This is a genomic window from Flavobacterium praedii (genome assembly GCF_026810365.1).
In the GTDB taxonomy this organism is placed as follows: Bacteria; Bacteroidota; Bacteroidia; order Flavobacteriales; family Flavobacteriaceae; genus Flavobacterium; species Flavobacterium praedii.
Map to the genome: position 1 here is coordinate 1,359,220 of NZ_CP113948.1, position 13,088 is coordinate 1,372,307.

Genomic DNA, 13,088 nt, shown 5'->3' on the forward strand with positions numbered 1-13,088 from the left:
AGGTCCTGCTAAAAAAATATTGTTACTTCTATTGTGAATAAAGTAGAAATACTATTTCTAAATTAACTATTAAATTAGGGGAACTAAAGCATTCTAGATTTTCAATCAATAAAAACAACCTCATTCTTGTTTTCTAGTTTGCAACGAAACAACCGATACACCATATCCCGCCCATATACCTAAACCTCCAATGATATTAGACTTTAAACTTGTATTGGCGGGGAAAATTGGATTTAAACCATTAACGATTTCATTTTGATAATCATTCCAAAAATCAAAAGCTGCCTTATCCATTGTTCTTAATTTTACAAATACAAAGTCGCCATCAGAAAAATAAGGCTTAAACTGATTACTTGTTATTAATAATACTCCTCTATTAATTTGAAAATTAACATCCGAAGATGAAAAATTGTCATCATTTAAATTACCATAGAAAGCGGGAACATAAACAGGTTCTTTTCCATCGACTTTCGTCAAAATCTGATAATGATTTTTTTCATTAACTGGGTCATCAAATTTAACAAAAACATAACCCGTTGAATCTAAGGGATTATTTTTAACATAATTTAATTCTCGAATAGGAACAGACTTTGGAATTGTAGTAGTCGATTTTAAAACACTTCCAACATATTCGACTTTTATGCTATAGGTATTTCCTGATTTTCCAACAATAGTTTTTCCAGTGTAAATCAAAGGTGGAATCCAATTTTTATCAAATTGCGGAATCAATACTTCTGAGTTGGTTCCATCCGAAACGGTAACTTTTGCAAAGAGAAATAGATGTTTCAGAATCGACAAAGTATCAACCGTTGATCCGATAGGTACACTTGTGGATAAAACAACATGAGAAACGTCTCCTTCTTCTATATATCCCTGTAATACTATTTTTGAAACCACTTCTACCTCTTCCTTATAATCCACCGTAGTACATCCCAAAAGAAACACCAAAATCAGTACTGAATAGTTTGTTTTCATCTTTCTAAAATTTAAATTTCCAATTCAATGTAGGTAATATGCCATATATATTTTTTTCTTCTTGATTAACAGAAACTGAACGCCCTTCGTTATCTATATTCAAATTAAAATGGATATAAATAGGATTTGAAATATTTAATGCATTGTATATAGAGATACTCAATGCGCTTTCTTTTTTTGGTTTTTTTACAAACCAATAAATCACAGATATATCGGTACGAAAATAGTTGGGCATCAATGCATTATTATAGTTTCCATATTCTTTAATTGGATTATTATTTATAAAATACCAAGTTGTCGGCATGGTAAACCGATTTCCCGAACTAAAAACCTGGGTTATTCCAGCAGACCATTTAGAATTAAAATCATAGGTACCAACCAGAGCAAGATTATGTCGCCTATCATATTTAGAATAAAAAGGACTCCCATTATTGATTTCATCAAATTGGCGTATAGACCAACTGTTTGTGTAGCTCAACCATCCTTTTAGTTTTCCTCTTTCTTTCTTAAACATAAATTCGAATCCATAAGCCTCCCCATTCCCCACAAGCAAATCGTTTTCTAAGGTTGAAATTTCGTTAAACTGGGTTACTCCATAAGGATATTCGAGTAGATTATGCATCGATCTGTAATATCCATCAAGAGAAACATTATATTCGCTAGATAGAATTCGACTGTAGCCTCCCGAAAAAGAATTCGCCGATTGCCATGGAATCCCATTGCCACTAGCAACCCAAAAATCGGTTGGAAAACCAATGCTAGAAGTGGTTACCAAATTCAAATATTGATTTTGCCTAGTATAAGACACAAAAAAAGCATCTTTAGTTGTCGGACTATAGCTCACCCGAATACGAGGTTCCAATTGAAAATTATGATCTGAAGTTCTTGTTGCGCCTGCATAATAGTAATTGAATCTCAAGCCTACTTCGGCACTAACTGTCTCCAGTAATTTTGGTTTGGCAATAGCAAATACAGCGTAATAACTAGAATGTGTTGTAATTGATTTTCCAGTGGTCGCTATCGATTTTATATTTTCAATTTCAATGTTTTGCGGTTGTAATTCATAATAAGCACATTGAAATCCACTTTCAAAAGGTATTTTGCCAAGGGTATAATTTATTGTATTAGTAAACCCAAATTCTTTTACATAGGAAGAAATACCCAACTGAACATTCTCTTGTCTCATTAGTAAGTCATTTTCATATCTAGAAAAATAAACCGAATTAACCATTTTTACTTTTCCCGAAAATGTTGATTCCCAAGAGGGTGTTAAAACAAAATTACTCCATTTTAATTTTGCATCGAGACCCATATTTGAATCCACTATTTTCAATACGTCTCCACTTATGAAAGCATCAAAAACAAATTTTTGTGTTCTCGAAATCTCTGAAATAAAGATAAAATTACCATCTGAAAAACCATAATTAAAATCCTTTTCATTGTTTTTACTCTTTTTATTTGAAGAAAAAAGAGGCCCAATTATTTCATCAATATAGGTTTTTCGACCCGAAATAAACATACCTGTTTTCGTACCGATCGGGACTGCCATAGTAAGCTGAGATGCCAACATACCTGCATTTCCTTCTAACGAAATTTTGTTGGGAATCTCCCGATAAGGAGTTACATAAACAGTCGAGCTTAACCTACCACCAAATCCAGCGTATGTACTCGATTTATCAAATTGAATTTCTTGAATTGGATCGGCATTATAGAACGGGAAAACACCTAATAAATGAGCCATTCCATATACAGGAGCATTAGCATAAAGCATTAAATTGTGTCCTGGATCTCCTCCTCGAACATACAAATACCCATTAGCATCACCAGAATTTTGAACTCCTGGAGTTAACTGCAACAATTTAATAACATCAACTGTTCCTGTCAAATTAGGAACCAAACTCAACTTATGAGGGTCAAAAGATAATTTTCCGCCACTTACAGTTTTTATTTGTTTTTTAGCAAGAGTTGAAATAACAACAGTCTCTAAAACGGTGTTTTCTAATTCTAACACAAACGAAAGGGATGTGTCCTTTTGAATAGACAATTCCTGTTTTAAGCTATTATATCCGACACAAGATACATCAATATGGCAAACTCCTTTTGGTATTTTCAACAGAAAAAAACCTATAGAATCTGTTACGGTGTTAAAAATCTGTTGTTGCAATGCGATCTTAACCGATACTCCTTTGATTTCTTGCATAGTACTTGAGTATACGACACCGTTGAGTATCACTTTATTTTGGCCAAAAAAAGTGTTACCCACTAGTAATAGTATAAGTACAATTTGCTTCAATGGTTAGTTATTTTGAACCTTTAATTTACGATTTAAATATGTTAACATTTAAATAAAAACTTTTATTTAAATGTTAATTTTAAAAGAAATATTTAACAGATTTAACATTTATAAAAAACAATCCTCATTCTAAACAACAATCGAAACACATCTGAATATATTGGTTTTCAGTGTGGTAATCGATATTGTGAAATTTGTTGAATGAAATTAAGAAAGTTACTTCTCTATAGACTTAATTAACACACTGAGTAAAAATCAAATCTTAACAATGAAAAATATAACGTTGCTTTTTTTGTTCTTAAAAGTATTATTGTAAAAGAAAACTTTTTTGTAGTCTTTTTTAAGACATTCCATCTTATATGGGTTTATCTTAAAATTTGTAAAGTAGGGATACTAACTTTAGGCTTTACTTTGCCATTGCCAACACAAATAGAAAGCGTGATGAACAAAGAAAAAGTGAGTGTGAAAATCTCAACTTATGATGAATTAAAGGCTTTTTTGAATTCTAAGTAGTTTTTTCTAAAAAAAAATAAACCATATAAGTCCTATAAGATTTTTTAAAGAATTACAATCTAACCCAATAGTCTTGATTTAATGCCATTTAAGTTTTGCCAGTGATTTGTAAAATTTAAATGGTTTTTTTATACCAAAAAATATCTCTTCCCTGCTAGCGAGAGCATCACGCTCGTGAACGCCACGAAAAGCCAATAGGAAATCTAACGAGTGTGACGCTCGCGCTAGCATTTGAGAAAAAGTTTATTTCAACAAACCAGATAAATTTAATCCAGAAAACAGTAATTTTAACTTTCTTTATAATAAAAAAAAAAAAAAACATGCCAAATAAAATTACACTTCATAGAGTTTTTTCGGCACCTCCAGAAAAAGTGTACAAAGCATTCTCAGACGCAGATGCAATGGTGTCTTGGATTCCTCCTTATGGTTTTACCTGCAAAGTACATAGCATGGATTTCCAAATAGGCGGAAAATATAAAATGTCGTTTACCAATTTTACTACGGGTAGCAGTCATTCTTTTGGTGGCGAATATTTAGAAATTGTGCCAAATGAACGATTAAAATACACCGACGAGTTTGACGCCCCAAACTTACCGGGACAAATGATTACCACAATCGAACTGCGAAAAGTACTATGTGGTACAGAACTTATTGCCACACAGGAAGGAATACCTGATGCAATACCCACTGAAATGTGCTATTTGGGCTGGCAAGAATCCTTAGATAAATTAAAACGTTTGGTAGAACCTAATATCCCCGATGCTTAACGCAGTACAACCATATATAATTCATTTGTCATTTCAACGAAGGAAAAATAACATTACATGAGCAACTAATGAGATTTCTCCTTCGTCGAAATGACAAAACAAGCAATAAATATTCTTATTAAAAAACTAAAAAAAAGTGGCTAAACAAATTTTTATCAATTTAGCAGTAACTGACTTGCAAAAATCTATGGCTTTTTATACTGCATTAGGCTTTACAATTAATCCTCAATTTTCGGATGACAGTGGAAAGTGCATGGTTTGGTGCGAAAATATTTTTGTAATGCTCTTGACACACGAAAAGTTTTCAAACTTTACAACCAAACCAATTGCAGACACAAAATCAAAGGTAGCAGGACTTTTTTCATTATCGACTGAAAGTGTTGATGAAGTGAACAGCATTGTGTCAAATGGATTAAAGGCTGGCGGAATAGAACCTAGCGAAATGAAAGATTATGGTTTTATGCAACAGCGGACTATCGAAGATTTTGATGGGCACACTTGGGAAATTTTCTATATGGATGTTTCAAAATTTCCAACAGCATAATAAAATAAGTCAATAGCTAACCCTAATTGAAAACTACAAAATAACAAACCGTTATCTTGTAGTTTTTTTACATCAACTTTTCACCACTAAATTTCTCCTTCAACGTAAAGCTCGCGTAAGGGATTACCTCATATTGTATTTATTTTCATTGGAGTTCAATGAATTTCATTTGCGGAGGTATCTCCCGATTTATAAAAACAAGACTTTTTAGCCGTAGTTTTTCTAAATCGGGAATAAAACCAAAAGCCCGACCCCAAAGTAGCAGGAAGCCGAATCATTTACGAAATCTTCTGCTTTGGGGTTACGCCCAAATTATAAAAATGGTAGGAGTTACAAAACCAATTCTTCAAACAAGCGTTGAATGGTTTTATCCAAATCTGTGCAGAAACCCGAATGCGGTCTGGAAGTTTGTATTGCCGAGCTTCGGATAGCAGTGAGCCAACGAAAACGAGACGGAATATCGAACTCGCCAATAGGACCGCCGGCTTTACCTCCGTGAGCAATTTTTTGAAAGGAAGCCAAATTCAATTCGAGTTGCTCCAAATCAAAATCTTCTGAAAATAGCAGCAACTTAGCTTCATTAACCGAATAGAGCATTTTTATAAATTTGGCGCTTTTGCAAAACAGAATTACGCCTACATTTAGGAATTCTTCGCGATCTACCTTAGGCACAACACGAATAACGGCATATTCATATAAGTTTTTCTCTTGCATTTTGGGCTTCATTTATAAAAATTTCGGAATGATTTAATCTTGTCCACAAAAACTGAAAGTAAATGGATCTGATTTCGTCTGGAGTTTGCTCGTTGTCCTCCCAATAGAGCCAATCTTCTGGTATATAATTAACAATATCTTGCAATATTTCTTTGGTAAGTAACTTCCTGAAAGCAAAATCGGTTGCTACCAATTCACTGGCTTGAGGCAACAACACATGGTCTTTTATCAGGGCAAAAGGGCTTTTGGCGTGCGTTTCCCATGTATTCCAAGAATGGTGAAAATAGAGTGAAGCACCATGATCAATGAGCCATAACTCTTTGTGCCAAATAAGCATATTGGTATTTCGGAACGTGCGATCGACATTGGTAATAAAAGCATCCAACCAAACAATTTGCGATGCCAACTCAGCAGATAATTTGGTCACTACGGGATCAAAAGTAATGGCGCCAGACAAAAAGTGCAACGCTAGATTTAGTCCCTGACTTCCTTGCAATAAATCCTGAATTTCCTCATCGCCTTCGGTACGGCCAAAAGCTTCGTCGAGATTGGCAAATACCAATTCGGGCATTTTTAGATTGAGAACTCGAGCAATTTCACCGCCTATCAGTTCAGCAATCAAGGCTTTTACACCATGTCCCGCACCTCTAAATTTCAACACATATTTAAAATCATCATCCGCTTCGGCAAGTGCGGGCAACGAACCACCTTCCCGCAGCGGCGAAATGTAGCGCGTAACATTTACGGTTCTTAATTCAAGTGGTTTTTTCATGGTACAATTTTACGAACTACAAACTTACAAATAACTATTCTTTTTGAAGATGATAAGTTACTAAGAAACTAAGATGCTAAGGTTTAAGTAGGCAGTTTAAACCCGTTAAAAGTATATCAACAATTAACTATGCTAACATTTAAATAATAAACTAAAAAATGAGACATTATTAAAGTTGTTTAGAATCTCTAACCTTTGTCAAAGTTTAAAACTTTGACAAAGGTGGTAGACGAAATTATATGAATATAGATTTTTTGACTTACTGTTAAAATTTACCAAAACCAAACATTTTAAACAATCTTAAACGTCCAAACTCAAATAGGCTTTCCCAATATGTTCAATAATAGACGTAGCGATAAAAGATTGATAACCCGTTTCGGGCAAAGCGATATCTGCCGTTAAACCGTGTAGGTAAACACCCAATAGTGCAGCATCAACAGGTTTGTAGGATTGTGCTAGCAAACTTGTAATCATACCCGTCAAAACATCTCCACTTCCCGCAGTGGCAAGAGCGGCGTTTCCGGTAGTGTTTTCATAAATATTTTCGCCGTCAATAATGTAGGTAGGCGCTCCTTTCATCACAATAATAACTTGGTTCACCAACGAAAAAACTACTGCTTTACCAAACTTCTCTTCTTCGGTGTACCATTTTCCTATTAAGCGTTCCAGTTCTTTGGGATGTGGAGTCAATATTGTTCTTGGAGGCAAAAGTGCTACCCAAGAAGGATTATGAGACAGTATATTCAGTGCATCAGCATCAATAACCAAAGGTAAACTAGTTTTAGATAAAAAATCATGAAAGGCCTTTTGGGTTGCCATTTTTTGTCCCATTCCTGGGCCAATTCCTATGGCGTCAACCTCTAACTCTATACTAATATCTGTCAGGTATTTTTCGTGCTCATCGGTTACTACCATTACTTCTGGAATGGTAATTTGTAGAATTTCATAACCACACATAGGAACAAAACTGGTTACCAAACCACAACCTGTTTTCAATGCAGCTTTACTCGACAAGCTTATAGAGCCAATCTTACCATAGCTTCCACCAATAATCAAAGCATGTCCCTGTATACCTTTATGTGTGAATTTATCCAAGGGTTTATACCTTTTTAAAATTTCATTTCGATCAATAGCAATTGGAGTATTCATCAGCTTATAATTTCTATTAAAAGTACGAAATTCTTAAACTCAAATTTCAATAATCTAAATTCAAATTTATTATTATTTTATTACATTTTTCATTGGCAAAAGTTGCATTAAAATTAACCATTGAAACTTAGGTTTGTTTTTATAATACTTATCGATACTTAATTGAAAGAAATAAAAATTTAAAAAAACCGAAACGATGTACTATATTCGAAATAATTCTAAGCACATTTTTTATGAATACTTATTGTTTTCAATACTATTTAGAAACCGAAACATATTAATAGTAATTTATTGTTAGTTTAACATTGCAAAAAATGAAATAAAATATTTTTGCAAAAAACTAATACTATTATAAAAATTAAATGAAAAAATTATTACCTATTGTTGCTGCAATGCTTTTTGCTTTTTCTTCCTATAGCCAAACTAGCAATTATGCCACTCTCAAAGTTAAAATATCAAATCAAGTAGTCGATTCGTTAGTAATCGTATCCTATAAAAATCCAAATTTCAAAAAAGTCATCAAAGCGGACAAAGATGGAGTATTGAAAGATACTCTAAATGTAAAAAGTGACAAATATTATATAAGTAACCTTACGAGTTTTTTTCCAAACGGCATTTACTTAAACAATGGTTATGATTTAAAAATAAGCATCGACGCTAAACAACCTGGAAAATCATTAGAATTCACAGGAAAAGGAGCAATAGAAAATGAGTTTGTAAATACTTTCGCAAAAAATGAAGAGGAATTCGACTATGAATCATTAATGCAATTGGATGAAAAAGATTTCTACAAACAAATAGAAAAAATACGTTTAAATTTATTTTCTTCATTGGATAAAAAGAAATATTCCTCTGATTTTGTGGTCTACCAAACAGCCTATTTGGATACATTTGTAGAAATGAAAACCCAAACCTACAAAACTATTTTAGAAAGCAAACAATAATAAACTTTCAAACCGTTTAACGCTTAAAGGAATTTACAAATTTTCAATCTGCCCCAAAAAGTTACACACTATTTGGGGCATTTTTTTTGAAAGAAAAGTGAAGTGAACTTATGTAATTAAATTTAGAAAGAGTAGAATTAATTTTAAAGAAACATTTTTCAAATAATCATCTTTTTAACCAACTGCAAAAAGCATCTCAAATAAACTATAAAAATAACAACAACACTACTATTAAAACCCGAAGACTTTTAGTACTTTTATCATTTTATTGCAAATATAAAAGAACTAAAAAAAACAATTTAGATTAAAATACAAAAACTTATAAATCAATAACATTATACATTTTAAATGAATAATAAATTTAATACCAAATATTTTATCTTTTTTATTATTCTATTTGTGAGTTGTCTTTCCTTTGGACAAAATAAAAATTCTTTCGAAAAAAAAATTGATTCCTTAATTGAAAGTAAAACAACAAAACCTTTCAACGGAATTATTTTAATTTCACAAAATGGTAAAGTCAAATATTCCAAAATTGTTGGTTATTCAGACCTTGAAAAGAAAACCCCTTTACAAATCAACAACCAATTTGTAATAGGCTCCATTAGCAAGCAAATTACAGCGGTTTTGGTACTACAAGAATATGAAAAGGGACATTTAAAACTAAATGAACCCATACACACCTACTTACCCGAACTCACGCAAAAATGGACAGATACCGTTACAATTCATCATTTATTAACTCATATGCATGGTATTGTAGCACTTGATAAACCAACAGCGTTCAAAGTTGGATCACAATTTAATTATTCCTATTCCAACACAGGTTATGATTTGTTATCAAAAATCACAGAACGAACTTCAGGAAAATCCTTTGCTATGCAATCAAAAGAATTATTTCAAAAATGTGGAATGAAAAATACTTTTCATCCCGATGATAAAGAATATAAAAACTTGGTAAAAGGATATTCTGAACAAGAAAACGGAGAGCTATTTTTTGAAGAAAATAGTTTCAGAAATGCACCAGCGGCTGGTTCTTTTGTATCAAACGCAACCGATTTGAATATTTGGAATCAGAACTTACAAGCTGGCAAACTTTTAAAACCAGCTGCTTTTAAAATAATGACTTCAAAACAAGAAGGTGCAATTAGACAACATCCATTGTCTGGAATTACCCATTATGGATATGGCATAACTATAGATACTAAAGATAAAATGACACAATTGGGTCAAACCGGTTTTGCACCAGGATTTGTATCTATGAATTTTTATTTCCCTGAAACAAAAACAAGTCTGATCATTTTAGAAAATATTGTTTATGAACCAAACGATTTAAAAAAAACATTCTTTTATCACAGTGAAATTTTAAAAATTGTAAGACAGAAATTAAAAGAAACCAATGCTAATTCGGCAAATACTGATAATTCAAAAAAAATAAAATGAAAAAAATAGCCATCCTTTTAAACATATTTTTATTAGTTAACATTTCTGTTCAAGCACAAAAAAAGAGCGAAATTAAAAAACCCGAATTTGGAACTATCTTGGACAGTTTGAAAGTAAAAGGAGCCATTTTAATTTATGATGTAAAAAACAACACTTACTATTCGAATGACTATGCTTGGGCAAAAACAGGAATAATTCCAGCCTCTACTTTTAAAATTCCAAATTCAATTATTGCTTTGGAAACTGGAGTAATAGCAAACGATTCGGTTATTTTTAAATGGGATGGAGAAAAACGCAATAATAAAAAATGGGAACAAGATTTGACTTTCAAACAAGCTTTTCAAGTTTCTTGCGTGCCTTGTTACCAAGAAATAGCTCGAAAAATTGGCGTTACGCGAATGAAAACCTATTTAAAAAAATTAAATTATTCTGGAATGGCTTTCGATACTCTGACTCTTGATAATTTTTGGTTACAAGGAAAATCAAAGTTCTCACAAATGCAGCAAATTGATTTTTTAGAAAGCTTGTATTTTTCAAAATTACCCATTTCAAAACGAACTGAAAATATCATGAAAAACATTATGTTAATAGAAAAAACCGAAAGTTATACTTTAAGGGGAAAAACGGGTTGGGGTATGCGAGGTGAATTGGATAATGGCTGGTTTGTGGGTTATTTAGAAACCCAAAATACAGTATACTTTTTTGCTACAAATGTCGAAATGAAAAATGCAACTATGGAAAGTTTCCCTGCTATTCGAATGAATGCAACCAAAGAAGCATTTAGGAAAATGAAGTTGATGAATTAAGAGTCAATAAAATTTAAACTACAGAATAATACCTAAAATTTTAAATTTAGGTTTCTCATTATTTATTATTTCTATCAAAAAAAACTGTTTTATGAACTACTTTTTAAAATAAATCCTTTTAGGCTAGAAATCTTGGAATAATTATAAGAACTTTGCACGCTTTTTGTGAAAAACAATCCAAGAGTCCATTAGAAATTATAAAATGATCATCAACTGATGAAGAAGAAAGTAGAAATATTAGCGCCTGCAAAAGATTTAATTCACGGTATAGCTGCAATCAACAGTGGTGCTGACGCCGTATATGTTGGTGCTCCGCAATTTGGAGCACGTTCCAATGCCACCAACTCTATTGAAGATGTTGCTACCTTGGTGCAATATGCCCATTTATACAATGTTCCCGTTTTTGTGGTTTTGAATACCATTCTTTACGATAACGAATTGGAGACCTGTCGTCAGCTAATTTGGAAATTATATGACATTGGTGTTGACGCGCTTATCATTCAGGATATGGCCATTATGGAAATGGACTTGCCTCCTATCATCTTGCACGCCAGTACACAAGCCAACAACAGAGATGCCGACAAAATGAAATTCTTGGCCGATGCCGGAATCAAACGTGTGGTTTTGGCTCGTGAATTGAACTTACACCAAATCAAAGAAATCAGTACTACAACTGATGTCGAACTGGAATTTTTCGTGACAGGTGCTTTGTGCGTTTCTTTCAGCGGGAATTGTTATATGAGTGTTGCTAATGGAGAACGTAGCGCCAATCGAGGTTCTTGCGCTCAAAACTGCCGTTTACCGTACAACCTGATTGATGGTCATGGAGAAACTTTAATCAAAAGTACACACTTACTTTCTATAAAAGATTTTGACGTTTCGAATGAAATTCCAAATTTAGTAGAAGCGGGGGTTTGTTCGTTTAAAATCGAAGGTCGTTTGAAAGATATCGTTTATGTAAAGAACAACGTTTCGTACCTTAGACAAAAACTAGATGCTTTCTTGGAAGATAATGATAAATACACTAAAGCTTCTTCTGGAAAATGTACTTTTACGTTTGACTCTGCTTTGAACCGTACCTTTAACCGCGGTTATACCGATTATTTTGTTAACGAGCGTCATGATACTATTGGTTCTTGGGAAAGTCCAAAATCCAAAGGACAATACATTGGTAAATTAATCCGAACTGTTGGAAATGCTTACGAAATTGAAAATGGAGAATTATTGAACAATGGTGATGGTTTGTGCTACATCAATGAAAATAACGAAGCTGAAGGAATCTATGTCAATAAAGCAGAAAATGGTTTGGCTTATCCAAATGTTCTAAAAGAAATCAAAGACGGTACTTTCATTTACCGAAACAATGACGCTGCTTTTATAAAAATCGTTGAACGCGAGGATAGTGCTGTTCGAAAAATAAGTACTTCATTGTTATTATTCGAAAACGAAACTGGTTTTGAGTTACTTGCTACAGATGAAGATGGCAATACGAGCACAGTTCAATTGGTTCATCCAAAAGAACAAACCAAAAACAATCAATCCATCGAAGAAAACATCAAAACGCAGTTGGCCAAAACAGGTTTTACGCCTTATACAGCCGATGAAATAACAGTTCAATTTTCAGACAATTGGTTTTTACCCATTTCAAAAATCAATGAAATGCGCAGAACGGTTTACGAGCAACTAACAGAAACTCGTTTGAAAAATTACAAACGCGAAGAACGCAAAATCGAAAAAACGTCTCACCCTTACCCTGAAGAAAAATTGGATTTCATGTACAATGTTTCCAACAAATTGGCTCGCAAGTTTTATGAGCGCCATGGGGTAACCGAAATCGAGAAAGCCTTTGAATTGCAATGGGATCCAGGGAAATCGCGTGTAATGACAACCAAATATTGCATCAAATACGAGTTGGCCAAATGTCCAAAATACCACAAAGACACTATGGAAACCAAACTAAAAGAACCTTTGGTGTTGAAACAAGGCGAATTGGAATACAAACTGAAATTCAATTGCAAACCTTGCGAAATGGAAATTTGGGAAAAAGACGCCGAATTTGAAATTGAAGAAGATTAAGGTCTCAATTCTTTAAACTCACATACAAAAACCACAAAGTAAATTGCTATTTATTTTGTGGTTTTTTTTATGTTTAATTTTGGAATAAATCG

General features: G+C 32.9%; 11 protein-coding genes. 6 read left to right on the forward strand and 5 right to left on the reverse strand.

Annotation, left to right across the window (positions count from 1 at the left end; all coding sequences use genetic code 11):
- Window positions 1-120: 120 nt before the first annotated feature.
- Window positions 121-975: a DUF4249 domain-containing protein gene (locus OYT91_RS05755; RefSeq protein ID WP_281239865.1), complete on the reverse strand. Its 855-nt coding sequence runs from the start codon at window positions 973-975 to the stop codon at window positions 121-123.
- A gap of 4 nt (window positions 976-979) precedes the next feature.
- Window positions 980-3,238 carry a TonB-dependent receptor gene (locus OYT91_RS05760; protein WP_281240365.1) on the reverse strand — a complete coding sequence of 753 codons (2,259 nt, stop codon included), beginning with the start codon at window positions 3,236-3,238 and terminating at the stop codon, window positions 980-982.
- 863 nt (window positions 3,239-4,101) lie between these two features.
- Here OYT91_RS05760 and OYT91_RS05765 point away from each other — a divergent pair.
- The gene (locus OYT91_RS05765) at window positions 4,102-4,548 is read left to right on the forward strand and encodes an SRPBCC family protein (protein ID WP_281239866.1); all 447 of its coding nucleotides are present in this window, start codon (window positions 4,102-4,104) and stop codon (window positions 4,546-4,548) included.
- 136 nt (window positions 4,549-4,684) lie between these two features.
- Window positions 4,685-5,092 carry a VOC family protein gene (locus OYT91_RS05770; RefSeq protein WP_281239867.1) on the forward strand — a complete coding sequence of 136 codons (408 nt, stop codon included), beginning with the start codon at window positions 4,685-4,687 and terminating at the stop codon, window positions 5,090-5,092.
- A gap of 330 nt (window positions 5,093-5,422) precedes the next feature.
- On the opposite strand, the gene OYT91_RS05775 is transcribed toward OYT91_RS05770, so the two are convergent.
- From OYT91_RS05775 to OYT91_RS05785, 3 genes are all read right to left on the reverse strand, one after another.
- Window positions 5,423-5,806 (reverse strand): DUF3037 domain-containing protein, encoded by a 384-nt coding sequence (locus tag OYT91_RS05775; protein ID WP_281239868.1) that lies wholly within the window; start codon window positions 5,804-5,806, stop codon window positions 5,423-5,425.
- Entirely contained in the window at window positions 5,784-6,578 is a 795-nt protein-coding gene (locus OYT91_RS05780) for a HipA family kinase (RefSeq protein WP_281239869.1), read from the reverse strand. The genes OYT91_RS05775 and OYT91_RS05780 overlap by 23 nt, the downstream gene beginning before the upstream one ends.
- 300 nt (window positions 6,579-6,878) lie before the next feature.
- On the reverse strand, window positions 6,879-7,727 hold the full coding sequence (locus OYT91_RS05785; RefSeq protein ID WP_281239870.1) for an NAD(P)H-hydrate dehydratase: 849 nt from the start codon (window positions 7,725-7,727) through the stop codon (window positions 6,879-6,881).
- A 362-nt stretch (window positions 7,728-8,089) separates the two neighbouring features.
- Here OYT91_RS05785 and OYT91_RS05790 point away from each other — a divergent pair, with 362 nt between their 5' ends.
- The 4 genes from OYT91_RS05790 to OYT91_RS05805 all read left to right on the forward strand — a co-directional run bounded on the left by OYT91_RS05790 (window position 8,090) and on the right by OYT91_RS05805 (window position 12,996).
- Window positions 8,090-8,671: a hypothetical protein gene (locus OYT91_RS05790; RefSeq protein WP_269222640.1), complete on the forward strand. Its 582-nt coding sequence runs from the start codon at window positions 8,090-8,092 to the stop codon at window positions 8,669-8,671.
- 348 nt (window positions 8,672-9,019) lie between these two features.
- Window positions 9,020-10,114: a serine hydrolase domain-containing protein gene (locus OYT91_RS05795; protein WP_281239871.1), complete on the forward strand. Its 1,095-nt coding sequence runs from the start codon at window positions 9,020-9,022 to the stop codon at window positions 10,112-10,114.
- A complete protein-coding gene (gene blaOXA, locus OYT91_RS05800; protein WP_281239872.1) occupies window positions 10,111-10,920 on the forward strand; it encodes a class D beta-lactamase in 810 nt (269 codons plus the stop codon). Before OYT91_RS05795 ends, blaOXA begins: the two co-directional genes overlap by 4 nt.
- 216 nt (window positions 10,921-11,136) lie before the next feature.
- Window positions 11,137-12,996: a peptidase U32 family protein gene (locus OYT91_RS05805; protein ID WP_281239873.1), complete on the forward strand. Its 1,860-nt coding sequence runs from the start codon at window positions 11,137-11,139 to the stop codon at window positions 12,994-12,996.
- Window positions 12,997-13,088: the final 92 nt, after the last annotated feature.